Consider the following 23,974-nt stretch of genomic DNA (forward strand, 5'->3'; position numbering starts at 1 on the left):
GCGGCGTCGGACGTCCTGCTGGAATCGGTGCATGACCAAGTACGTGGCATTCCTGCGCGGCGTCAACGTAGGCGGAGTCAACCTCAAGATGGCCGAGGTTGCCGACGTGCTGACCGAAGCCGGGTTCACGAACGTGCGAACCGTTCTGGCCTCCGGAAACGTGCTGCTGGAGTCCTCAGCCGAGGTCACGTCGGTGCGCAAGAAGGCCGAGGCGGCCCTGCGCGACCGATTCAGGTATGAAGCATGGGTGCTCGCCTATGACATCGACACGGTCCGCGCCATCGACGAAGCCTTTCCGTTCGAGCGTGAGCGCGACGGCTACCAGTCGTACGTCACCTTCGTCACCGACGCCGACATCCTCGACGAACTGGCGGCCCTTAGTCCGGGCGCCAAGGAGAGGATCCAGGCCGGTGAGGGCGTCATCTATTGGCAGGTCCCCAAGGGCGGCACGCTGGACAGCACGATCGGCGTCACGATGGGCAAGAAGCGCTACAAATCGTCGACCACGTCGCGCAACCTGCGCACGCTGGCCAAGGTGCTCAAGTGAGCCGCACCGGCCAACCGCACAAGGTTGCGCTCACCGGGGTGTCCGAGACAGCGCTGCTGACACTGAATGCCCGGGCCACCGAGGCGCGTCGCCCCGACGCGATCATTGAGGATCCGATGGCGGTGGCACTCGTCGACAAGATCGACTTCGACTTCGCCAAATTCGGCCGCCCCGGCCAGGACATCGCGATGCGAGCCTTAGCCTTCGACCAGGCGGCGCAGGCTTATCTCAAGACGCACCCAGCGGCAACCGTGGTGGCCCTCGCCGAGGGATTGCAGACCAGCTTCTGGCGCCTGGAAGCCGCGCTGGCTGACAGCCGGTTCCGTTGGTTGACAGTCGATTTGCCGCCAATCGTGAACATCCGGACCCAGCTGTTGCCGTCGTCAGCGCGGATTTCGGTGCGGGCTCAGTCCGCGCTGGACTACACGTGGATGGACGCGGTAGATCCGTCCGACGGGGTGTTCATCACCGCCGAAGGACTGCTGATGTACCTGCAGCCCGAGCAGTCGCTGGAGTTGATTCGCGAGTGCGCCAACCGGTTTCCCGGCGGCCAGCTGCTGTTCGACACTCCACCGCGCTGGTTCAGCATGCTGAGCCGGGTGGGTATGCGGACGTCGCTGCGCTACCGGGTTCCGACGATGCCGTTCAGCCTGTCCGTGGCGGCGGCCGCCGATCTGGTGAACACGATGCCGGCAGTGAGCGCCGTCCGTGACATCAAGCTGCCCCCGGGGCGCGGCCGGCTGCTCAACGCCGCACTGTCCACCGTCTATCGGGTCGGTGCCCTGGACCCGCTGCGGCCCACCCTGACCTTGCTGGAGTTCAGTCGTCCGGAACGTTCGTGAGGTAACGCATCGCGTCGTTCTTGGTCAGCCCCAAGGCGTGCGCCACTTCGACGTATTCCTTAGCGGCGGCCGCCATGGCAGCGTCGGTCGGGTCGAAGCGGGAGATGAAAGTGCCGAAACGTCCCCGGGTTTCAACGATGGCGGCGGACTCCAATTCGCGGTAGGCGCGCGCGACGGTATTGGCCGCGACACCGAGTTGGCCGGCCAGGTCGCGCACTGTCGGCAGCCGGGTGCCCGGCGGCAGCGACCCGGCCCGCACGCCGTCGATAACCCCGGTTCTGAGCTGGTCGAACAGGGGCTTGCCTGCCTTGACGTCCACCTTCAGCAAATCGCGCAGGTCCACCCATTCAGTATTGCCCAACCGCGGCTATGTTTGTGGGATGCGAGTGGCGGTGCTGAGCGGCGCGGGCATTTCCGCGGAGAGCGGCGTACCGACATTCCGCGACGACAAGAACGGGTTGTGGGCACGCTTCGATCCGTATGAGCTGTCCAGCGTGCAAGGCTGGGAAAGCAATCCCGAGCGCGTCTGGGGCTGGTATCTGTGGCGCCACTACCTGGTGGGCGACGTGCAACCCAACGCTGGGCACCGTGCCATCGCGGACTGGCAGAACCAGGCCCAGGTCACCGTGGTGACCCAGAACGTCGACGACCTGCACGAGCGCGCCGGCAGTGCACCCGTCCACCACCTGCACGGGAGCCTCTTCGGATTTCGTTGTGCGCGTTGCGGTTTGCCCTACACCGAGGCGCTACCGCTGATGGCTGAGCCCGCAATCGAAGTGGAACCGCCGGTGTGCGTCTGCGGTGGTCTGATCCGGCCGGACATCGTGTGGTTCGGCGAAGCCCTACCCCAGGGTCCGTGGCGGCACGCTGTCGAGGCGGCCGAGAACGCCGACGTGATGGTGGTGGTCGGGACCTCCTCGATCGTCTACCCGGCGGCCAGCTTGCCCGAGTTGGCGCTCGCGCGCGGCGCCGCCGTGATAGAAGTAAATCCCGAGCCCACACCGCTGTCCCCGCAAGCCACGCTGTGCGTCCGCGAGTCGGCCAGCGTGGCACTGCCCGGGCTACTGGAGCGACTGCCGGCTCTGCTGAACTAGGGTCGCCGCGCCCGGCCCAGCGCCAACTCGGACACCGGCAGCGGAGCCCAGGCGGGTAGCGTCCACTCCCGCCTCGACGCCTGCATCTCGAATCCGGCATCGACGATTGCACATTCGGTGTCGCGATGGGTATGGCAATTACCGAACAGTCTGGGCCACAGTGTCGCGTCTGCGACGCGCTGTAGCCGGCCCCGCGCACCGGCGCTGGCCACGTGTTCCAGAAAGCGCAGTTCGCCGCCCGGCCTCAGTAGCGAATGCAACCGGCGCAAGACATCGCGCTGGTCGTGGACTGAGCACAACACCAACGAGCAAACCGCCGCGTCGAATGACTCGCCGTCGCTGAGATCTTCGGCCATCTGGCTGGTTACCGCCACCGGGATCGGCGCCGCTGCGGCGGCGGCACGGGCCTTTGGCACCAAGTGCGACTCGGGTTCGACGGCAACGACCTGGGTGACGGTGCCGGGGTAGTAAGCGAAATTCGTCCCGCTGCCCGCGCCGACTTCCAGCACCCGCCCGGACAGGCCGGCCAAATTCTCGCGGCGCAACGCCCGGATCGACTCGGCCTCGTGGGCGGCGAAGACCGGCCAGACTCGGGCGAAGAACGGGTTATCGACCTTTGCCGACGTCATCGTTGCCCCAGTACGCGATGCTGCATAACCCACTCCACCATCTGTTGAGATGTCGCTTCCGCACCGACCATTCCGGCCACCAGGTGACCGCACAAGACCGCGCCGAACATCCGGTCGGCGAACGCGTCGACGTCACCGAAGGGCAGCTGCGGCTTGGCGATCAGCACAGTTGCCACGCCGTGCGCGGCCGTCATCAATGCCAGGGCAACCGTGCCCGCACTGTCGGCGCGGTAGCGCCCCTCGTCGATCAGTTTCCGTACGGCGGCTCGCACGTGCCGAAACGCCGCGCGATGCATGGCAACGGCGACGGCGCCACCCGATCGTTCGGCGCTGACCGTAGCGAGCCGGTATAGCTCAGGCGCCTGCAGCGCAAACCGCACGTAGGCCAGTCCTTGGGCACGCAGCACCTCGATGGTGCAGGGCTGCCCGCTGCCGGCCAGCGTCATCTCTCGGTCGAGCTGGTCCAGATAGCGCACGCACACCGCATCCAGCAAGGCGTCCTTGTCTTTGAAATGCAGGTAGATCGACGGTGACGTGACGCCCACCCGTTCCGCGACCGATCGGATGGACACCGCCCGGGCCCGACCGGTCTCGAGTAACAATTCGGTTGCCGCATCGAGGATTTCGTGACGTAGCCGATCCCCCAACCCGCGGGGTGCACGCTGGCGTCGCAACGCCCGCACCGACATGTCAACCATTGCGTGTCACCTCGACGTGAACCTCGTTCCCGTTGCGCAGGGCCGGACTTGTGCCCGTATCGACGGCGGTGGCCACTGGCTGCGGGGTCGCGACGGACTCGTCCAGCGCAGCACCTCCCTCGCTGATCCCGAACCGCTCGTGCAGCCACACCAGCGGCTTGGGTGCCCACCAGTTCCAGCGGCCCATTACGTGCATGAAGGCCGGTACCAGGACCATCCGCACCAGCGTGGCGTCGGCCGCAACGGCCAGTGTCAGTCCCAACCCGAACATCCGCATAAAGGACACGTGGGCCGCGATCAACGCGGCGAATGACATCGACATGACCAGGGCGGCCGCGGTGATCACGCGACCGGTGCGCGCCACACCAAGCGCGACGCTCTCGTCGTTGGCGGCGTGTGCCTCGGCGGGGTTTGGCGTTGCCGGCCGGGCCGCCCCCGAAACCAGCCAGTATTCGCGGATCCGCGAGACGAGAAATACCTCGTAGTCCATCGATAGCCCGAACGCGATGCAGAACAACAACACCGGCATGTTAGCGACCAGCGTCCCGCTCGGGGTAGTCCCGAGCGCGCCGAGGTGGCCGTCCTGGAAGATCCACACCAGCGCGCCGAACGCCGCGGTCAGCGACAGCACGTTCAACACCAGCGCTTTAACCGGCAGCACCACGCTTCCGGTGAGCAGGAACAGCAGCACGACCGTGACGGCAGCCATCATCCCCAACACCAGCGGCAGTCGATCGGTGACGGCATCGACACTGTCGCGGTTAACTTGCGCGACCCCGGCCATCGCGACGGTTCGGCCGCCCGGGCCGGCCACCTGATGGAGCCTCTTGAGCTGGGTGTCGGAGGCCTCCGAGAACAGCGGCGCGGTGCTGCTGACGGTGAGAAACGCGCTGCCGTCGGTCATGCCGGTGGCCGCTGACGGAGGCCCCTGCGGCTTGCCGGCGACGAATGTCCCGGTCGGAGCCGACACCGCGGCTACGTCGGGGATCTGCGACAACGCGGCCGCGTACTGACTCAGATCGTCCGGGCTCAGGCCGCGCGCGTCGGGAATGACTACCGGCACCGCGGTGGCCATGTCGCGCTCGAAGTTGCTGCGTAGTTGGTCTCCCACCCGGTGCGCGGACGCCGAGCTCGGCAGCACGCGGTCGTCGGGAAAGCCCCACTTGACCGAGAAGAACGGCAGGCCGAGCAGGAGCAGCAGCGCGATTACCGCGCCTCCCAGCGGCAACCAGCGGCGCATCACGATCTTGCTGGATCGGTACCAGAACAATTGCTCCACCGGCTTGTGCACCGGTTCGGGACGCCGGAAGATCCGGCGCAGCAGCCGTCGCACGTCCAGCGTGTCCAGCCGCGGTCCCATCAGCACGATGGCCGCCGGGGTGACCACAATCGACGCGGTCGCCACGAAGGCGACCGTAGCCACGCCGGAGTAAGCGAACGACTTGAGAAAGTACATCGGGAACGCCACCGTCGCCGCCATGGACAGTGCCACAGTGACGGCCGAGAAGATCACCGTACGACCCGCGGTCGCCATGGTCCGGATGAGCGCGTGTTCGCGATCGCAGCCCTCGGCCAACTCGTCGCGGTAGCGGCTGATAATGAGCAACGTGTAGTCGATCGCCAGGGCCAGGCCCAGCGCGGTACTCAGGTTCAGCGCGAAGATCGACACCTCGGTGGTGAAGGTGACCAGCCGCAGCACGGCCATCGACCCGACGACGGCCAGCGCGCCCAATGCCATCGGCAGCGAGGCCGTCAACAGCCCGCCGAACACCCACACCAGCACCAGGAAGCTGAACGGGATCGCGATCATCTCCATGACCAGCAGGTCGGCCTGGTTCTGCTTGTTGATCTGGGCATACTCCATGGCCGCGCCGCCGGCCTGGACGGTGACGCCGTCTCGGTCGTGGACGATCCGGTCGGACAGGGTTTGCGCGTTCTTCTGCGCGTCGTTCTCGCCGCCCTTGAGGTTGACCACGATCAGCCCGCTTTTGCCATCCCTGCTGACCAGGTCGGCGGCGGTTTCGGGCGGCCCGGTCCACGGCGAGGTGGCGTTGTAGACCAGCGGCGATTCCTTGAGCTGGTCAACCAGGTCGGTGCCGACCTTGCGGGCCTGGGCGCCGTTGGCACCGGTGGGTGCAGTCACCAGAATCAGCATCTGCTGGCCACTCTGGCCGAATTTGTCGCTCAGCACCGAGATGGCGCGGGCCGATTCGGAGTTGGGGTCCTGGAAGCCGCCCGGCGAAAGACTGTTGGCGACGGGGATGCCGAAGACGGCCGCGGCAATAAAAACCAAAACCGCGATCCCAATAATTCGTCGGGGTGCCCTGATGGCCAGTCGAGCGATCCCTTGCAGCATTATTCATCCCTCCGCCGGCCGCGTTCCCCGACCAAGACCGCACCGAGCTCGCGTTAACTTAGCAACGTTAACTTACAAGTGTCAAACAACGACTTTTCTGACTACGAGTGCAGGTAAGCCATGGTTCAACCGGCGGCCAAATGGGTAACCTCGCGCCGCGCGGCGAACCCTACCCGCGGGTAAGAATTGCCACCATTTTCCGAATCGTGACTCAAAGATTCCTTAATGCCGGCTCTTACGCTCAATGTCATGTGGATCGACGACACCAGTGCCGATGTCATCAAGGCTGACTTCGAGGCTCTCTACCACGGCGACATGCTCGTCGAAGGGGAGACCTCCGAGCAGTTCGAAGATTGGCAACCCCTCCCGACTGCGAGCTGAGGTAACACCATGGGCGTTATTGCGCGGCTATTGATGGCCGAACCAACGGTGTCCCGTTGGTTTCGTCGATAAACCTGACTTCTATTAGCAAAGCCCCCCGCTACGGCGGGGGGCTTTCGCTGTCCGTGGAGCTACCGCGGCGCCATCCTGATCGCTCCGTCCAGGCGGATCACCTCGCCGTTGAGCATCGGATTCTCGACGATATGCACGGCCAGCGCGCCGTATTCGTCGGGGTCACCCAGCCGCGCCGGATGCGGCACCTGCTTGCCCAGCGACTTCTGCGCTTCTTCGGGCAGCGAACCCAGTAGCGGGGTCTTAAACAGTCCGGGTGCGATAGTCACCACTCGGATCAACTCGCGGGACAGATCACGCGCGATCGGCAGCGTCATGCCGACGACCCCACCCTTGGAAGCCGAGTAAGCGGCCTGGCCGATCTGCCCCTCGAACGCGGCCACCGAGGCGGTATTGATGATGACGCCGCGCTCCGGGGAATCCGAGGGGCCGATGGGGTCGGTCTTGGCGATCCGCTCGGCGGCCAGCCGCAGCACGTTGAAAGTGCCGATCAGGTTGACCCCTACTACCTTCTTGAAGCCGTCGAGCGGGAACGGACCATCCTTGGACAGGGTTTTGATCGCGTTGCCGATGCCCGCGCAATTGACATTGATGCGCAGCGGGCCCAGGGACTCGGCCAGGTCGAGTGCCGCGCTTACGGCGGCCTCATCGGTGACATCGGCCTGCGCGAAGCGCGCTCGGTCGCCGAGCTCGGCAACGGTGTCCTCACCGCGCAGGTCCAGCACAACGACCTGCGCTCCCGCGTCCAGCAGTCGTTTGGTGGTGGCCAGGCCCAAGCCCGACGCTCCCCCGGTGACGACCGCGACAGCATCCCTGATCAGCACGTTTACCCCTCCAGTCCGATCCGCGGCCCCGCTCGTTCCAGCCTTGGTTGGGGCTATTCCCAGTCCGCTAGTACCGCTTCGATGTCCCCCGACTCCGCTCGGCGCGGCTGCTCCGGAGAGGTCCGCGAGAAGCGCGGCGCCGGCATCGGCTGCAGGCCGCCGTTCACCTCGTAGAACGTGTTGCGCTCGGTGATGTGCGGCTCGGTCTCCACTTCGCCGAACGCCAGGATCGGCGTGACGCAAGCGTCGGACTCGGCGAACACCTTGGCCCAGTGGTCGCGGTCGCGACTGCCGAATGTCTCGGTCAGGATCGCCCGCAGCTCCGGCCAGCGCGAGACGTCGTTCTGGTCCGGCAAGTCGGCGCCCGCCAACCCGAGGCCGGCCAGCAGCGCCGCATAGAACTGCGGTTCGATGGAGCCGACCGCGACGTAGCGCCCGTCGGCGCACTCGTAGGTGTCGTAGTAGGGCGCACCACCGTCGAGCATGTTGGTACCGCGGGTGTCAGTCCACATGCCCGAAGCGCGCATCTGCCACATCATCTGCACGAGCACGCTGGAGCCGTCGATCATCGCGGCGTCGACCACTTGGCCCTTGCCGGAACTCTGGCGTTCGTACAGTGCCGACAGGATGCCCAGCAACAGGAACATCGAGCCGCCACCGAAGTCACCTACGAGGTTCAGCGGCGGCACGGGCCGCTCCCCTTTGCGGCCGATCGAGTGCAGGATGCCGTTGAGCGAGATGTAGTTGATGTCGTGGCCAGCCTGCTGGCTGCGCGGTCCGGTTTGTCCCCAGCCGGTCATCCGGGCGTAGATCAACCGCTCGTTGACCTTGGCGCAGTCTTCGGGGCCCAGGCCCAGACGTTCGGTGACACCGGGGCGGTAGCCCTCAATCAGCACGTCGGCCTTGGCGATCAGCCGCATGACCAGTTCGCGGTCCTCTTCGGACTTCAGGTCGGCGCCCACCAAGCGCCGGCTGCGGCTCATCGCGTCCTTCACCACACCGCGCGGCCCACTCGAGGGACGCTCGACGCGTACCACGTCGGCGCCGAGGTCCCCGAGAATCATCGAGGCATGCGGGCCGGGGCCGATGCCGGCCAGCTCGACAACACGCAATCCGTTGAGTGGTCCCGCCATGGTTTCGACCCTTTCGTCTACGTTGACGCCCTAACAACCGCTTGTTGACATATTTGCAGCAGCCCGCGGCGGTCTTGCACACCGGTCGCCTACCGGCCGTCGCGCCAGCCTTAATGTGTCCTCATGCCCGATTCAGGAATCGCCACCCTTGCACCCGTCGACGGCCTGCGGGTCAAGCTGACCGACGGGGTGCTCGCGGTGAGCATCGACCGCCCCGAGAGCCTCAACTCGCTGACCATCCGGGTCATCACCGGACTCGCCGACGCCATGGAGGCCGCCGCCGGCGACCCGGCGGTCAAGGTGGTGCGGCTGGGCGGAACGGGCCGTGGCTTCAGCTCTGGCGCAGGCATCAGCGCCGACGACATGTCCGGCGACGGCGGCGCCCCACCCGACGAGATCATCCTCGAGATCAACCGGCTGATCCGCGCCATCACCGCACTGCCGCACCCGGTGGTGGCTGTCGTGCAGGGGCCGGCGGCCGGTGTCGGCGTGTCCATCGCGCTGTCCTGTGACATCGTATTGGCATCCGAGAAGGCGTTTTTCATGCTCGCCTTCACCAAGATCGGCTTGATGCCCGACGGTGGCGCGTCGGCGCTGGTCGCCGCCGCGATCGGCCGGGTTCGGGCGATGCGGATGGCGCTGCTGCCCGATCGGCTTACGGCGACCCAGGCGCTGGACTGGGGCCTGGTCACCGAGGTCTACCAGGCCGAGGAGTTCGAATCCGAGGTGGACAAGGTGATCGCCCGTCTGCTGGCCGGCCCGGCGGTGGCATTCGCCAAAACCAAGGCCGCAATCAATGCCGCCACGCTGACCGAACTGGACGGCGCGCTGGAGCGCGAATTCTGCGGCCAGTCCGGCCTGTTGCAGGCGCCCGACTTCAAAGAGGGCACCAAAGCGTTCCAGGAACGCCGCGCCCCCAACTTCACCGATTCCTAGCGCCTGATGCCAGTGATCAGCCCTGCATGCTCTCCGCGAATCTTGTTGATTATCAGTCAATCTCATTGCGCGGGGTAACCCGGCGGTGGACGCACTCCGCGAAGCGCCCAGGGTAACCAGTCCAGTGCATACTCGAGTTCGTCGCTCGCGTCGTAATCGGGACTAGGGTCGGGGGGCAGATTCTGGGAGATCACCGGCGGAGGCGGCGGAATCACCGGGCCATTCGTTATCTGCGCGACGCCTGACGACGCCGGCTCCTGTCCGTAAACGGCGACCACGACAGTTCGGTCCACCACGCTTTCCGACCAGACACCGATGCGGTTGTTGGCGCAATCCGACATGGTGCCGAAGGCCGCCGGATTGCCAAACCACTGGTTCATCACTTCTATACCGCTGATTGCCAGAGCGGGACTGATGGCCACGGTTTCACCGACCTTGCCAGAAAAGCCCGCCCTGGCCGCCCGGTCCTGCGGCCCGGAATTGTCGGAACCGATGTCGCCGTCGAGGTTCCGGTTGTTCAGCACATCCTGGGTGTGCCATTGGGCGGCAAGTTGTAACGGTGGACTGATCCTGATGTCGTTGGAGCAGCCGGCTCGATGCTGAACTGTGTAGACGTTGGAGACGACACCGTCGTTGAGTCTCTTGTTATCCGCATGCGCGGGCCCGGCCGTCGCCGTCAGCAGGGCGGCGATCAGCGACCCCGCAGCGATACTGACGCAGGGAGTTTTCAGCCGATTCGGCACCACGTTCACGCTTGCTCCGATTCGATCCGAGGTACGTTGTGACACGTTGAGCCCCAACAGGATTGACCACGTGACTGAACCGGCCGATTGGACGTCCACATATCCTGATCCTTCCGTCCGGGCCGGCGCATCACGAGGACGCGCACTGCGCGGCAATACATTTCGTCAGGGCCTCGCTCATCGGGGCCGGATCGAAGAATTCCTCGAAAGTGGCGATCTTGCCGTCTTCCACACTCGCCAACGCCAGATACGAGTTGCGGTAGGGGGTACCGTCCACATTCTCGGCATCGGAAGCGTAGGAAGCGACCACCCGACCGGGATCGTCGGCGAATGCGTGCACCTCGCAACGGGCCAGTGAGAACCGCGGCCAGACTTGGGCGACCTCTTCGAGGAATCTACCGACCGCGTCGCAGCCGAGCACTTCACGCGGCAGACCTGAGGGCGCGGTCGGCAGTCGCAATCGAATGCCGTCGGCCATGAGTTGCAGTTGGGCCGCGAAGTCGAATCGCTCGAATGCGCGCAGGAATTCGGTGACGAGCACCACCGAAGATCTGTCCCGCGCTGTTGGTTCAGCCGCCATGCACCGACCTCCCGGGAGCGCCCCGAGCATCGCGGCGACACCCGCCACGAACGCTCGCTCGTATAGACTTAAGTCTGTACAGCAGTACATACATATGTATACAGTCTCGCTGCGGGTTCGTAAAGAGGCCATCCCACGCCTCGCCGCCTGCCAAAACGCAGAAAGGACCGGTGTGGCGTGACCGTGCCGAGCGCAGACTTCGTCAACAATTCGCCGGACGCCAATCCGCGTCCTATCGACGTTCGTTGCCCGGCCACAGGCAAACTGATCGGCTCGGTGTCAGTCGCGGAGCACGAGACAGTATTGGCAGTGGCCCGGCAGTTGCGGGCGGCGCAGCCCGCCTGGGAGGCAATCGGCCCAACGGCGCGTGGACGTCACCTGCTGCGGTTCCTGGACTGGATGCTGGACAACGAGCACCGGCTGATCGCGCTTGCCCAGTCCGAATCGGGCAAGTCCTGGGCCGACGCCTCGATGGAGTTAGTCGTGGCAATGGAAGTCATCGACTACCACGCCAAACATGCTTCAGAGTTCCTCGCTGAACGCCGGGTGCGCCCACACGGCCTGACCGCTGCGACCAAGAAGTTGCGGGTACGAGCCCGGCCCCATCAGTTGGTTGGGGTCGTCACACCATGGAACGGTCCGATCGCAACCCAGGTGATGGACGCGGTGGGTGCCCTTGCGGCGGGAGCGGCCGTCCTGAGCAAGCCCTCGGAACTCACTCCGTTGACGTGGACAGAGTGCACCCGCGCGTGGCGCGAAGAGGTTGGTGGGCCACCGATTTTGGCGTGCGTGAACGGTGGCGCCGACACCGGTACGGCGGTCGTCGATGTGGTCGACATGGTCATGTTCACCGGCTCCACGCGCACCGGCCGGCGGGTCGCGACGCGGGCCGCGGAGCGGCTAATCCCGTGCAGCCTCGAACTCGGCGGCAAAGATGCGATGGTAGTGCTGGGCGATGCCGACATCGACCGCGCGACCGGTGCCGCCGTCTGGGGCGCGATGATGAACTCAGGCCAGGTGTGCATCTCCATCGAACGGGTTTATGTGGAGGACAGCGTCTACGACCAATTCGTCACCAAGCTCGTCGAGAAGGTGTCGAGCTTGCGCCAGGGCATGGACGCCCCCGGCGCTTTCGCCACCGACCTGGGGGCGATGGCCAGTGCAGCCCAACTGCAGATCGTCGAACAGCATGTTCAGGACGCGGTGGCGCGGGGAGCGCGAGTGCTGGTCGGCGGGAAGCGGCCCGACCGGACGGGATTATTTTTCGAACCCACCATCCTGGCCGACGTGAATCACTCGATGATGTGCATGCGCGAGGAGACCTTCGGGCCCACGCTTCCGGTCATGCGCGTCACTTCAGAGACCGAGGCGATCCGACTGGTGAATGATTCGCAATACGGGCTGAGTGCAAGTGTCTGGAGCAAGGACGTCCAGCGGGCCGAGCGGGTAGCGGCTCAGATCGAAGCCGGCACGATCGACATCAACAACGTGCTGATGTCCGCATTTCAACTGAGCGTTCCAATGGGCGGCTGGAAGTCGTCCGGGCTGGGAAGTCGCTTCGGCGGCGCCGATTCCGTCCTCAAGTACTGCCGCCGTCAGACGGTCGTTTCCGACCGGCTCAGGCTGCCCGCCGAGCCGCACTGGTATCCGGCGCGGCCGCGGGTCGGCCGCATGCAGGCCCGCGTCATGCGGCTCGTGCACGCCACTGACTGGCGGCGCCGCCTGGGACTCAAGCGGGTCCGCTAGTCAAGCTGAGGGCGAAAGACGCGCTAAGAGAGACGGATTGACCGTCAGCCCTTATCCCGACTCGGCTACCCTCACTCCGTCGTCCCGGCCGGCGGGACGCGTACTGGGCCACGACGGCGCGCGACGCTCACGGAACGCAGCGATTCCTTCCACGAGGTCGGGCTGGCTGATCGTTTGGGCTTCGAAGGACGCAGACAGCGCCACGTTGGCCACGGCGTCGCGCGCCAGCGCAGTATTGATGGCGCGTTTGGTGTAGGCAATGGCCTGGCGCGGCCCGGCGGCCAGCCTTGCCGCCATGGCGTGGGCGGTCTGCAGCAACTCGGCATCCGGCACCACGCGATTCACCAAACCGATCCGCTCGGCGGTGGGTGCATCGACAGGGTCACCAGTCAGCAGGAATTCTTTGGCCCGCACCGGACCGGCAAGGGCCGGCCACACCACGGTGCCCCCGTCACCCGCGACCAAGCCCATGCGTACGTGCGGATCGCTGAGTGTCGCACTCGATGCCATGTAGACGATGTCGCTGAGCAGCGCCAGCGTCGCGCCTAATCCGATCGCCGGTCCGTTGATCGCCGCCACGATCGGCACTGACACGTCCAAGAATTCCCGCACGATTCTGCCGACGTCGTTGAGAGTGCGTGCCGCCGACCACGGATCCGCATTCCGAGTTTCTTCCATCAACTCGAAGTCCCCGCCCGCACTGAACACCTTGCCCGCCCCGGTCAGTACCACCGCACCGACTTGACGCAGATCGTCGAGCATCCGCAGACACGCAACAATCTCCCGGTGCATCCGACCGTTGATGGCATTTGCGCACTGTGGCCGGTTCAGCGTCAGCGTCAAGACGCCATCCGAGTCGAATTCCGTTCCAAGGGTGGAGAACTGGTCAAACACGGCGGCCGCCGCAAGCCAGCGCGCAGGCTACCCGGCTTAGATTCGTACGGTACCTCAGCATCTCCCACCTCTCGAATGGTTTGACTGCGTTGGCCCCTCGCCGGCCAGAGGGGGCCACTGGCCCGGCGCCGCATCCGATCATGTCCAACGTCGGTGATCGGGTCATCGCGGTGGCAGCCGGATTGCGCCGTCGAGCCTGACGACTTCGCCGTTCGCATAGCTGTTGGTGATCAGTTGCATCGCCATCGAGGCGAATTCGTCCGCGTAGCCGAGCCGCTGTGGAAATACCACGCTGGCACCGAGTTTCGCCTTGAACTGATCGGCGCGCTCGCCGCTGCCATAGATCGGCGTGTCGAACAGCCCGGGGGCAATCGTGTTGACTCGGATGCCGTGCACCGCGAGATCGCGTGCCATCGGCAACGTCATGCCAACGATGCCGCCCTTGGCCGCCGCGTATGGCGTCTGCCCGATCTGACCGTCGAACGCCGCCACCGACGCCGTGTTGATGACCACACCGCGTTCCCCACCCTCGGCCGGCTGCGTACGAGCCATCGCAGCGCACGCCAGTCGGGCACAGTTGTAGCTGCCGACCAGGTTCACCCGGATGACGAACTCGAACTTTTGCAACGGGATTGGCTCCCCGTCGCGATCGACGATCCGCCGCGCAGGCCCCAGTCCGGCGCAGTTGACCAGGACCCGCAGTGGCCGCATGCCGACGGCCGCGTCCACCGCCGCTTGGACCTGCGTCTCGTCACTGACATCGGCGAGCACGAATACACCGCCCACCTCGGCGGCCAGTGCCCGGCCGGCGTCCTCCTGGCGATCGAGGACCACCACGACAGCGCCTGCCTCGCTCAGAGCGCGCGCGGTGGCCGCCCCGAGTCCGGAAGCTCCTCCGGTGACGATCGCGGAGCAATTGTCGATGTTCATCACGAGATCCGTTCTATGATCGTGGCATTGGCCATACCGCCGCCTTCGCACATGGTCTGAAGGCCGTACCGACCTCCGCACCGCTCAAGTTCGTTGAGCATCGTCGCCATCAACTTGGCCCCCGAGGCACCCAGCGGATGGCCCAAGGCGATAGCGCCGCCGTTGACGTTGACTCGTTCCATGTCGGGATGAATTTCCTTCTCCCAGGCCAGGATTACCGACGCGAACGCCTCGTTGACTTCGAAAACGTCGATGTCGTCTACCGACAGGCCGGCCTTCTTCAGGGCCTGCTGGGTAGCCGGTATGGGACCGGTCAGCATCGACACCGGATCCACCCCGGCAAGCGCGAAGGTGTGTACTCGCGCACGTGGGCGCAGGTTGTGACGGGCGGCTGCCCGCTCGCTTGCGATGAGCACCGCCGCCGACCCGTCGCAGATTTGCGACGAGGTTCCCGCCGTGATCTTGCCTCCCTCCTTGAAAGCCGGCTTCAGAGTCGCCAACATTTCAAGAGTCGTCTCCGGCCGAATGCCTTCATCTGCCGACGTCAGGGTTCCGTCCGCGAACACCTCATCCGTTTGCTTGTCGCGTCGCCGGACGGCCACCGGAAGGATTTCGGCATCGAAACGACCACTGTCGCGAGCACGCGCGGCGTATTGCTGGCTACGTGCGCCGTAGGTGTCGAGCTCCTCTCTGGTGAGGTTCCACCGGTCTGCGATCATTTCCGCCGAAATGCCCTGCGGGACTAGCCCTCCTATGGTTTTGTAGCGCTTTCGCAACAGCGGGCCGTAGACGTAGGAACCGGCAGTCTTGGACGCGCCCATCGGGGTGGTTGACATAACCTCGACACCAGCAGCTACCGCAATGTCGTATGCCCCGGCAATAACACCCTGTGCTGCGAAATGAACTGACTGTTGCGACGACCCGCATTGGCGATCGACCGTGGTTGCCGGGACCTGTTCGGGGAAGCCGGCAGCCAGCACGGCGCTGCGACCGATGTTGAACGCCTGGTGCCCTACCTGGGTGACACAACCCATGATGACGTCGTCGACCAACCCCGGGTCCAAGTTGCTGCGCGTCGTAAGCGCGGACAACACCGTGGCGGCTAAATCGACCGGGTGCCAACCGGAGAGATTGCCTTCGCGCCGTCCACCCGGGGTACGAATCGCGTCTATGATCAGCGCCGAGGTGCTACTCATAGCTTGCGCTCCTGCTCATTTCGTCGATGACCTTCCTATCTTCTTTTGGTATAGGCATTTCGGGGTCAGCACCTGATGCAGAGTCGCAAACTTCACGCTCCGCCCAGCGGTAGTCCGGCTTTCCAGTGACGGTGCGGTGGATCTTCTCGACAAAGCGGATGGTCCTCGGCGCCTTGTACCGCGCCAGCCGGGTGCGGCAGAACTCCGTCAATTCGGTCTGGCTGGTCTCACCCACCGCGACCACCAGCGCGGCAACCTCTTGTCCCCATCTTTCATTCGGACGGGCGATGACCAGCGCATCGACCACGTCCCGGTGCGCTTTGAGAACGGACTCGACCTCTTCGGCGAACACCTTTTCGCCGCCGGTGTTGATGGTTGCCGAGTCCCTTCCCAGCAGCTGCACCGAGCCATCGGCTAGCAGTCGCGCGCGATCCCCGGGAACGGTGAATCTGGTGCCGCCGACGACCGGAAACGTGCGCGCCGTCTTGGCCGCGTCGCCGAGATAACCCAGCGGGATGCGTCCACACCGCGCCAGCCAGCCCACCCCCTGGTGCCCGGGCGCCAACACGTGCGCGAAATCTTCGGCGATGACCGCGGTTTCGTGATCCGGAACGAAGGTCGCAGCAGCGGATCCGGCGGCGTCGCTACAGCGATGGCTACCCAGAATGCCCGACTCTGACGAGCCGATGTTCTCGATGATCTGTACGCCCGGAAGCAGCTCGAGCAGTCGCTGTTTGGCGTTGGCGTGCAATGCCGCACCACCACTGACGATTGTTCGGAGTGAGGAAGCCGAATAACGGTGACGTTCCAGTTCGTCGATTAGTGGCAACGCGAAGGCGTCGCCCACCATCGTGATGGTGCTGACCTGGTGGCGCTGCACCGCCCGCCAGACCTGGGCCGCATCGAAATGTTCTGCATGGTCGGGGAATACCACCGTGGCGCCAGTACCAAGAGCAAGCAGTGCAGCCCACTGTGCCGCGCCGTGCATCATGGGCGCGCAGGGCAGCAACCGGGCTGGCTGCCCGCGCACAGCGTCCGCGCATTCGCTCACCGAGAGCCACTCCCGCCGCTGGCGGCGGTTGCGCAGGCCGATGGTCGACACGGCGACATCACCCTGGCGCCAGAGCACTCCTTTAGGCATCCCGGTCGTTCCGCCGGTATAGATGACGTAAAGGTCATCCGGAGACGGCTGAACCTCGACGCGGCCGGGCACCGAAGCCAGTGCTCGTTCGTAGTCCCACGCTCCGGGTAGTAATGGGTTTGTGCTGCCGTCGGCCACCTGCAGCAGCAGTTCTGACCCGGTGAGCGTCGGCAAGACCTCGCGCAGCACCGGAGCGAAGGCAGCATGGTACTGAATCACGCTAGGGCGAGCATCTTTCAGCAGATACTCGAGTTCGGCAGGACGGTACCGATAGTTGACGTTGAACGGCGCGACCCTGGCCAAGAACGACCCGACCAAACCCTCCAGGTACTCCGGCCCGTTGTGCAGATACTGCGCCAACAGGGGCTGGCCGGACTGGTGACCTTCCAGCTGGGCACGTTCAGTGTGAAGCTGAATCCCGCGGTCGCCCAAGAACTGCGCCAACCGTCGTGACCGGTCAATGAACTGCCCATAACTGGTGGAGCCGGTGCCGGACAGGACCGCCTGCCGCGCCGGGACCCGGGCAGCAACCGCTGCCACAACCGAGCCCAGGTTGAGTTCGGTCGCTACCATCGCGCCGTCCTCGACGGCACCGATGCACCGGTCTTGGACGGCAGCGCTCGCGCTGGTCTCATCGGGTAGCCCCGAAGATCGTCGAATATGCTCATGTACAACTTGATTCGTCCCCAGATGATCCGATCCGATGACTAGTCCAGATCACCAGCCATCTCAAGCATCCGTTCCCGGTCATCGGCCGGATAGAACTGTGCGGACCACCGCCGCATTGCCGAGTAGGCTTTCGCTTCTTCCGCTGCGAAGGACGGGCGCTGCAAGTAGGTCATATTCGCCCAGATGGGGAAGTCTTGCTCGACGACCTTCCATTGCACCTTGACGAACTCGGCGGCAATGCCCTCCGGTTGAGTTCGGTCCGACCCGGGTGGGCGAGCCGAGCACTGTCCAAAGTAGTAGTCGATGTACTCGGAGTTCACCGGAATGAAACCGGTCATCTGGATGGTGGGTAGTGGCTCCTCCCAACGAATCACGGACAAGCCAATACCGTAAGTGTTCATTTGCACGATCGCCTCCACCGGCCCGTTGGGGGTGAAGGCGGTACTTTTCTTACCGGCGCCGTATGTCACCGCCACGTTGGATTGGAACCAATGGCCCTCCGCATGAAATCCAACCTGGCGGGGGATCTCGGCGTTGCCGTGAATATAGGCGATATGCGCCGGGTCGACCGCGTTCTCGATCGGCATCTGGACGTGTGATCTGATCCGAAACACTTTGGTGCTGAAGGGATGCATTTCGTAGAAGTCGTCGCGGCCATACTCCGGTACGATCGGCGGTTCCCAGCTGGGTTGTTTATTCGGGTCTTCGGAATACCAAGCCACTATCGCTCCGCAAAACTCCCGTACCGGGTAGGAGCGAATCCTGAGGCTCTTCTTGCAACCTTCACTGGAGTACGGGATTCGCGCGTTGTGGCCGTCCCGGTCCCATTCCCAACCGTGCCACGGGCACGCCAGGTCGTTGCCGACCACCCAACCACCGACCCCGCGGTGCGCCCCCAAGTGCAGACAGTAGGCATCCTGCAGAACGGCCTGGCCGTCCTCGCCTCGCCACAGCACCAACTCCCGGTCAAAGTAGGTCAGGGCCTTGACTTCGCCATAAGCCAACTCATGACTCCAGGCGACCGGAAACCATCCTTCCGGAAGGTGAGATGTTGGAAAACCATTACGATTTCGGGCCCTGACCATACCTGACTCCCATCAAGCCGACGACTAGCCAACGTGTGCACCACCTGCGCGCTCCGGCACTGGAATCTCCGTAAGTTATCGGTCCTGCGATTCACTGAGCGAACGTTCGATGTATAAACAGTTCACCAGAGTGCGCGCCACAATGCAAGGGATGAAGTCGGCCAATATCGTCTCTAACTACGGCCGCCGGCAGCCAAACACTCACTGCGCCAGATATTTCCACCGTTTATGTGTGATTGCCATTGCAGCACACCGCAATTGACTGCAGTCAGCCGGCAGAGAATGGGCACAAATCCGCGCTTGTTGCGAGATGTCGAGGTTCCGCTGAAAGTTCAAACTGGGTACGCGACTACCCGACCGTCGCACACCTGCCGACTTCGGCAGGTTCTGACAGCTGAAGCGGCAACCTACCTAGCGCGTATCAACAAAGTTCGCGACGTCTCCGGCGGGGGCCGCCAGGCCGAGCAAGCGAGCCAGGATCTGGCTGCCGATGTTGTTCAAGGGCATCGGACTATCTGGCGGAACGACTCCCGCGTCGATCATGAGTCGACCGATTCGCAGCAGTACGACCGAAGTTCGCAATGCCGCGAACGCCTCGTAGAAGTCGATGTTTCGCACCTCGTGACCACTGAACTGCTCGTAGAGTCCGATCAACTCATCGCGCCCCTGAAATCCGGGCAGCGGGTCAGCACCAATGCCTTCGGTGTAGTACCTGACGAAGAATAGGAACCACCCCAGATCCATTTCGGGACTGGCCAACGTCGCCATCTCCCAGTCGAGCAAAGCCCTGATCTCGACGGTCTGCGGATCGAAGATGACGTTGCCCAAGCGAGCATCGCCCCAATTGAGCACGATCGGCTCATTCTCGGGCAGCCGATCCCGCAGAATATCGATGGCGGCGTCGATAGTAGGACTGGGATTGCCGCGGTGCGCCCACGCATAGGCGCGTTCAACCTTGGCCCATTCCCCACGGATGCCGGGTTCGCAGCCCGGTTCCGACAGATCGGACAGTCCACACGTCTCCCAGTCCACCGCATGAATTGCCGCGACCGCGCGCAGTGTGGCGGTGAACAAATTGGCCCGCTGCGACGGCTCCAACCCCACGACCCAGCCTTGCAGTGGGTAGGGCGGATCATCGGAGGGAACCACCCCAAAGGCCCTGTCCATCACCACAAATGGTGAACCGAAGGTAGCTGGGTCGGCTTCGAACCATCGGACGGCCGGCACAGTGACTCCCGGCTGCCCGGCCAGGGCACGCAGGATTTTGACCTCGCGAGCGAGATCGGGTTGCTCAAACAATCCCTCGCCAGTGGGGGCGATTCGAGCGACCAAATCCGCTGCGCAGCGTTGGTCGCCAGCATCCCAGTCGGCATGAAAGAGCGCAGTGGTCATGGAAAAGCCCGCGGCGGGCGGCACTTCCACGCCGGTTACCGTGGGGTTTGCTACGCCAACCTTGCCGAGCCAGCGCTGCAGACTGCGCGCCGCGCCCTGGGGATCGAGGGTGTTGACCAACGCCATCTCTTACCGCCATTCCCGCCAGTAACCGACCTGCGAACACTAGTCTAGACATATGTATTTACGGGCGTCAACAGTCGGCTCGAGGTGCCGTACCCGCTGTGCCGCAAACGTTCACAGCGCCCCGCGCGCCACCAACTGGCGCGCGATAACGTTGCGCTGAATCTCATTTGTGCCCTCGCCGATAAGCATCAGCGGAGCATCTCGGAAATAGCGTTCGACGTTGTATTCGGTCGAGTAACCGTATCCCCCGTGGATTCGAACGGCATCCAAGGCGACCCCCATAGCGACTTCCGAGGCGAACAGCTTGGCCATTCCTGCCTCCATGTCGGCGCGTTGACCGTTGTCGTAACGTTCGGCCGCATAACGGGTGAGCTGGCGCGCCGCGGTGAGCTTGGTCGCCATGTCTGCGAGTTGGTGACCGATGGCCTGATGTTGCCAGATCGGTTGGCCGAAGCTTTCCCGCTGTTTTGCATACACCAGCGCCTCCTCGAGGGCGGCCGTAGCAACGCCGAGTGCCCGCGCGGCGACCTGGATCCGGCCGATTTCGAGCCCTTTCATCATCTGCTCGAACCCCTTACCCGGCTCTCCGCCGAGGACCGCAGTGGCCGCAGTCCGGTAACCATCGAAGGCAAGCTCACAACTCTCGATGCCCTTATAGCCGAGTTTCGGTAAGTCACGGGAGATCTCGAGGCCCGGACCCGGCTCGACCAGCACAATGGACATTCCGGAATACCTTGGCAATGCCAGCGGCTCGGTCTTGCAAAGTAGCGCGATGAGGGCCGAACGTCGCGCGTTGCTGATCCAGGTCTTGGTCCCATTGACAACCAGATCGTCGCCATCTCGCACCGCCGTCGTGCTCATGTTCTGCAGGTCGGATCCGCCTGCCGGTTCGGTGAGTGCCATGGTGGCGCGCAGCTCCCCGGAGGCCATCGCGGGCAGATACCGTTGTCGTTGCACCTCGGTGCCGAAGAGCGCGATCAGTGTCGCCACGACGCTGTGCCCTCCCATTGCGCCCGCCAGGCTCATCCAGCCGCGGGCCAATTCTTGGGTAACCAGAGCGAAGCAGCGTGTCGACACTGGGCAGCCGCCGTACTTCCCGGGTACGGCCAAGCCGAAAAGACCGATGCGTTTCATCTGCTCGATCCACGCCTCGGGATAGGTATTGGTGTGCTCGGTCTCTCGTACAGACGGCTTCACGTCGCGGTCAACGAAACTCCGGACCGTCCGGACCAGCATGGCCTCCTCGTCGATCAGATCGAGGTCCACGCGCAAGCTCCTTCCGGTTGGCAGCCGCAAAGGGATTTCATCGGCCGCCGAACCGGACCACTCCGCGGATGATTTTGCCCTCTCCCAGATCGTGATAGGCATCGTTGATTTCGTCCAACGTATATTCGCGAGTAATCAACTCGTCGAGATGCAGGTCGCCAGTTTGATACAACTGCAGCAATCGAGGGACCGCGCTGCGCGGCGACATCATCCCGTAGAGGCAACCTTGGATTCGCTTCTGAAACAGCGTGAGTTCGGCCAGATTCACTGGGATGTTCATCGTCGTCATGTCGCCCAGCGCGGTGACAACGACGGTACCGGCCTTGCGTATCGAGGAGAACGCCACGGCTATGTCCTCGCTCTCCAGCACACCCACGGTGACTATGGTGGCGTCGGCACCCTGCCCATTGGTCAACGTCCGCGCCAGTTCGGTAGCCTCGTCCATGGTCGCGAAGGCATGGTTCGCGCCGAGCTTGAGCGCCGTATCCCTTTTGAAGGCAACAGGATCGACCGCAATCACGTGCGACGCACCCACGTACCGGGCGCCCTGGACAGCGTTTATTCCGATACCGCCGATACCCATCACGATGACGACGTCGCCGGGCGCCACCGCCGCCCCGTTGACCGCCGAGCCCCAGCCGGTCGGCACGCCACACGTAACCAGCGCCGCGGGACCGAAAGGTATGTCAGACGTGATTTTCACGCAGCTCTCCACGGGTACGACCACGTGCTCGGAGAATGCCCCGACCAGCGCTGTCTGAGCCACGGGCGTGCCATTTAGGCTCATCGGCGAACGGTCTTGATTCATCGACATGATCGACGCACCCGAATCACAGAGGTTCTGCATGCCTTCGGCGCACCAACGACACGTGCCGCAGCTGGGGATGAACGACAAAGCAACGTGGTCGCCGACGCTGAAGCCAAGCACACCGGGACCAACCTTCTCGACCACACCGGAGCCCTCGTGCCCACCACACCAGGGAAAAACCGGGGGGACGATTTCTCCCTTAAGCTGGTGGTAGTCGGAGTGGCACAGCCCGGCACAACGCATCTCCACCTGTAGCTGACCTTCTTGTGGGTCCGCCAGATCCACGGCCTCGATTGACCACTGGCCAGGCACCGAGTGCAGGATTGCGGCATTGGTTTTCACCGGTAACTCCTTGAATTGATCGAATAGGAACGGGCGGACGGTCAGCAGTCGAAAATCTCGATTGCCCGCTCCGGGCATGCGGCGGCACCGCGCTCGGCAAGCGAGCGCTCGCCGTCGCTTACCGTTGTGTCGGACAGCGCGCTGTAGCCGTCCGCGTCAATCGGAAACAATTCCGCGTCAACCGCATAGCACAGAGCGTGCCCCTGGCATCGGGCGCCGTCGACGCGAAGGTGCAACATTTGAGGGCCCTTTCTCGCTGGTATACAAGGGATGTCGAGTACAGAGCAGCTGTTCATTGGATGTCGGCGCCCACAGCGCTGGGCGTGAACGTGATTGGTAGGTGTTGCACTTGACGAGTGACCCCGGGTGTCCGCACCACCTGGTCGCGGACCACTGCGTAGTCCGGAATCCGAGTGATCAACTCTTCCAACATGACCCGCACTTCGATGCGCGCTAGATGCATACCGATACACCGGTGCGGTCCGATCCCGAACGCGACGTGCCGGCTGGACGGCCTACCGAAATCGACTTTCTCGGGCTCGTCGAATTCGCTCGGATCGTGATTGGCGGCAAGCCAGTGCAAGGCCACTTTTTGGCCTTCCGGGATGCGTACTCCCGAGACTTCAACATCGCGCGTGGCGGTGCGGGCCAACATCGGCAACGGGCTCAGATAGCGCAACAGCTCCTCGACCGCGTTGGGAATCAAATCCGGGTGCTCGATGAGCTGCCGACGCAATTCAGGTTGCTCATCGAGCAAGAGCGCGATGTTGGCCGATGCATTTGAGGTGGTGTCCAGGCCGGCCGTAACCAGGGTGACGAGCAGCATGACAAATTCCATCAGTTCGATTTCGCGACCGTCGATCTTTATCCGCCGCGCGATCGAGGGAATGTCGTCGGCTTCACTACCGGCCTTCTGGTCGTAGAGCGGAGCGAAGTACGCGGCAACCTCGAGCTCCCAGTTCGCGTCCGCGCTGCCCGGCTCCGGAATCGTGAAAGCCAGCTGAGCCCAACGCGAGAAGCTCGGGAAGTCCGATTCGGGGAGGTTGAGCAGTCGCAACGCGGCGAACGCCGGAAATGGCACGAACAGCTCGTCGCAGAGGTCGGCATGGCCTCTGCCCAGGAAGGCGTCCATCATCTGTCGAACCTTGCGCCGAATCGACGGCTCGAGTTCGGCGACCACCTGCGGTGCGAACTTCCGCAAGAGTGGATGCCGATACTCCATGTGTCGCGGGGGGTCGATCATGATGGGCGCCGGTTTGGCGATCAGCGGCTCACTGGGGATCGTGACGTCGCGGGAACTGAAGGTGGTGGCATCCACCGCGGCCGCGCACACGTCCTGGTAGCGGAAGAGGTTCCAAAAGCCGCCGTACATCTCACTGCGCCCTACCGGGCAGGTTTCCCGCAGTTCGTTGAGCAGTGAATAAGGGTCGGATAGGCCGGCCAGCATCCGTGGGTCCAGGTTGTCGATCGAGGCTTTCCTCGCGTGTCCAGTGGTCATTTCCCAAGTGCCCTTCCCGTCGATAGCCCGATGCCGCGTCGCCGCC

The 23,974-nt window shown here is 64.1% G+C and carries 24 protein-coding genes; 6 read left to right on the forward strand and 18 right to left on the reverse strand.

Going from position 1 to position 23,974, the window contains the following annotated elements; translation table 11 throughout:
- Window positions 1–31 precede the first annotated feature (31 nt).
- Window positions 32–547: a DUF1697 domain-containing protein gene (locus H0P51_RS21720; protein WP_180914928.1), complete on the forward strand. Its 516-nt coding sequence runs from the start codon at window positions 32–34 to the stop codon at window positions 545–547.
- Window positions 544–1,389 (forward strand): class I SAM-dependent methyltransferase, encoded by an 846-nt coding sequence (locus H0P51_RS21725; protein WP_180914929.1) that lies wholly within the window; start codon window positions 544–546, stop codon window positions 1,387–1,389. The genes H0P51_RS21720 and H0P51_RS21725 overlap by 4 nt, the downstream gene beginning before the upstream one ends.
- On the opposite strand, the gene H0P51_RS21730 is transcribed toward H0P51_RS21725, so the two are convergent.
- Window positions 1,367–1,732, reverse strand: a complete 366-nt coding sequence (locus H0P51_RS21730; RefSeq protein ID WP_065145947.1) for an Rv1152 family transcriptional regulator — start codon at window positions 1,730–1,732, stop codon at window positions 1,367–1,369. The two genes, H0P51_RS21725 and H0P51_RS21730, sit on opposite strands and share 23 nt — an antisense overlap.
- A 37-nt stretch (window positions 1,733–1,769) precedes the next feature.
- Here H0P51_RS21730 and H0P51_RS21735 point away from each other — a divergent pair, with 37 nt between their 5' ends.
- Window positions 1,770–2,483, forward strand: a complete 714-nt coding sequence (locus tag H0P51_RS21735; protein WP_180914930.1) for an NAD-dependent deacylase — start codon at window positions 1,770–1,772, stop codon at window positions 2,481–2,483.
- Here H0P51_RS21735 and H0P51_RS21740 read toward each other — a convergent pair.
- The 3 genes from H0P51_RS21740 to H0P51_RS21750 are packed head-to-tail and all read right to left on the reverse strand — an operon-like array spanning window position 2,480 to window position 6,166.
- Complete coding sequence (locus H0P51_RS21740) at window positions 2,480–3,112, reverse strand: class I SAM-dependent methyltransferase (RefSeq protein WP_180914931.1); 633 nt, start codon at window positions 3,110–3,112, stop codon at window positions 2,480–2,482. The genes H0P51_RS21735 and H0P51_RS21740 overlap by 4 nt on opposite strands.
- Complete coding sequence (locus H0P51_RS21745) at window positions 3,109–3,801, reverse strand: TetR/AcrR family transcriptional regulator (RefSeq protein ID WP_180919144.1); 693 nt, start codon at window positions 3,799–3,801, stop codon at window positions 3,109–3,111. The genes H0P51_RS21740 and H0P51_RS21745 overlap by 4 nt, the downstream gene beginning before the upstream one ends.
- A 1-nt stretch (window position 3,802) precedes the next feature.
- Window positions 3,803–6,166 (reverse strand): MMPL family transporter, encoded by a 2,364-nt coding sequence (locus H0P51_RS21750; RefSeq protein ID WP_180914932.1) that lies wholly within the window; start codon window positions 6,164–6,166, stop codon window positions 3,803–3,805.
- Window positions 6,167–6,415: 249 nt separating this feature from the next.
- Here H0P51_RS21750 and H0P51_RS29030 point away from each other — a divergent pair, with 249 nt between their 5' ends.
- The gene (locus H0P51_RS29030; protein ID WP_142277073.1) at window positions 6,416–6,547 is read left to right on the forward strand and encodes a hypothetical protein; all 132 of its coding nucleotides are present in this window, start codon (window positions 6,416–6,418) and stop codon (window positions 6,545–6,547) included.
- A 131-nt stretch (window positions 6,548–6,678) separates the two neighbouring features.
- On the opposite strand, the gene H0P51_RS21755 is transcribed toward H0P51_RS29030, so the two are convergent.
- Window positions 6,679–7,443, reverse strand: a complete 765-nt coding sequence (locus tag H0P51_RS21755) for a 3-hydroxyacyl-CoA dehydrogenase (protein WP_180914933.1) — start codon at window positions 7,441–7,443, stop codon at window positions 6,679–6,681.
- A 53-nt stretch (window positions 7,444–7,496) separates the two neighbouring features.
- Entirely contained in the window at window positions 7,497–8,576 is a 1,080-nt protein-coding gene (locus H0P51_RS21760; RefSeq protein ID WP_180914934.1) for a CaiB/BaiF CoA transferase family protein, read from the reverse strand.
- Between the two features lie 123 nt (window positions 8,577–8,699).
- Between H0P51_RS21760 and H0P51_RS21765 the strand changes: the two genes are divergently transcribed.
- On the forward strand, window positions 8,700–9,512 hold the full coding sequence (locus tag H0P51_RS21765) for an enoyl-CoA hydratase (protein WP_180914935.1): 813 nt from the start codon (window positions 8,700–8,702) through the stop codon (window positions 9,510–9,512).
- A gap of 62 nt (window positions 9,513–9,574) precedes the next feature.
- On the opposite strand, the gene H0P51_RS21770 is transcribed toward H0P51_RS21765, so the two are convergent.
- Both H0P51_RS21770 and H0P51_RS21775 read right to left on the reverse strand, forming a co-directional pair.
- Window positions 9,575–10,207, reverse strand: a complete 633-nt coding sequence (locus tag H0P51_RS21770) for a CAP domain-containing protein (RefSeq protein WP_180919145.1) — start codon at window positions 10,205–10,207, stop codon at window positions 9,575–9,577.
- Window positions 10,208–10,385: 178 nt separating this feature from the next.
- The gene (locus H0P51_RS21775) at window positions 10,386–10,835 is read right to left on the reverse strand and encodes a nuclear transport factor 2 family protein (RefSeq protein WP_180914936.1); all 450 of its coding nucleotides are present in this window, start codon (window positions 10,833–10,835) and stop codon (window positions 10,386–10,388) included.
- A gap of 177 nt (window positions 10,836–11,012) precedes the next feature.
- Between H0P51_RS21775 and H0P51_RS21780 the strand changes: the two genes are divergently transcribed.
- Complete coding sequence (locus tag H0P51_RS21780; protein ID WP_246398130.1) at window positions 11,013–12,581, forward strand: aldehyde dehydrogenase family protein; 1,569 nt, start codon at window positions 11,013–11,015, stop codon at window positions 12,579–12,581.
- Between the two features lie 51 nt (window positions 12,582–12,632).
- On the opposite strand, the gene H0P51_RS21785 is transcribed toward H0P51_RS21780, so the two are convergent.
- The 10 genes from H0P51_RS21785 to H0P51_RS21830 form a co-directional block, all read right to left on the reverse strand.
- Entirely contained in the window at window positions 12,633–13,475 is an 843-nt protein-coding gene (locus H0P51_RS21785; protein ID WP_180914937.1) for an enoyl-CoA hydratase/isomerase family protein, read from the reverse strand.
- A gap of 162 nt (window positions 13,476–13,637) precedes the next feature.
- On the reverse strand, window positions 13,638–14,405 hold the full coding sequence (locus tag H0P51_RS21790) for an SDR family NAD(P)-dependent oxidoreductase (RefSeq protein ID WP_180914938.1): 768 nt from the start codon (window positions 14,403–14,405) through the stop codon (window positions 13,638–13,640).
- Window positions 14,405–15,601, reverse strand: coding sequence for a thiolase family protein (locus tag H0P51_RS21795; protein WP_180914939.1), 1,197 nt, complete (start codon window positions 15,599–15,601; stop codon window positions 14,405–14,407). The genes H0P51_RS21790 and H0P51_RS21795 overlap by 1 nt, the downstream gene beginning before the upstream one ends.
- Complete coding sequence (locus H0P51_RS21800) at window positions 15,594–17,315, reverse strand: AMP-binding protein (RefSeq protein ID WP_180914940.1); 1,722 nt, start codon at window positions 17,313–17,315, stop codon at window positions 15,594–15,596. Before H0P51_RS21800 ends, H0P51_RS21795 begins: the two co-directional genes overlap by 8 nt.
- Window positions 17,316–17,449: 134 nt before the next feature.
- The gene (locus tag H0P51_RS21805; protein WP_180914941.1) at window positions 17,450–18,415 is read right to left on the reverse strand and encodes a Rieske 2Fe-2S domain-containing protein; all 966 of its coding nucleotides are present in this window, start codon (window positions 18,413–18,415) and stop codon (window positions 17,450–17,452) included.
- 492 nt (window positions 18,416–18,907) lie between these two features.
- Entirely contained in the window at window positions 18,908–20,014 is a 1,107-nt protein-coding gene (locus H0P51_RS21810) for a phosphotransferase family protein (RefSeq protein WP_180914942.1), read from the reverse strand.
- 111 nt (window positions 20,015–20,125) lie between these two features.
- A complete protein-coding gene (locus H0P51_RS21815) occupies window positions 20,126–21,250 on the reverse strand; it encodes an acyl-CoA dehydrogenase family protein (protein WP_180919147.1) in 1,125 nt (374 codons plus the stop codon).
- 67 nt (window positions 21,251–21,317) lie between these two features.
- Complete coding sequence (locus tag H0P51_RS21820; RefSeq protein ID WP_180914943.1) at window positions 21,318–22,430, reverse strand: NDMA-dependent alcohol dehydrogenase; 1,113 nt, start codon at window positions 22,428–22,430, stop codon at window positions 21,318–21,320.
- A gap of 41 nt (window positions 22,431–22,471) precedes the next feature.
- Complete coding sequence (locus H0P51_RS21825) at window positions 22,472–22,669, reverse strand: ferredoxin (RefSeq protein ID WP_246398132.1); 198 nt, start codon at window positions 22,667–22,669, stop codon at window positions 22,472–22,474.
- Between the two features lie 53 nt (window positions 22,670–22,722).
- Window positions 22,723–23,928 (reverse strand): cytochrome P450, encoded by a 1,206-nt coding sequence (locus H0P51_RS21830; protein ID WP_180914944.1) that lies wholly within the window; start codon window positions 23,926–23,928, stop codon window positions 22,723–22,725.
- Between the last annotated feature and the right edge of the window lie 46 nt (window positions 23,929–23,974).

Source organism: Mycobacterium vicinigordonae (assembly GCF_013466425.1).
In the GTDB taxonomy this organism is placed as follows: Bacteria; Actinomycetota; Actinomycetes; order Mycobacteriales; family Mycobacteriaceae; genus Mycobacterium; species Mycobacterium vicinigordonae.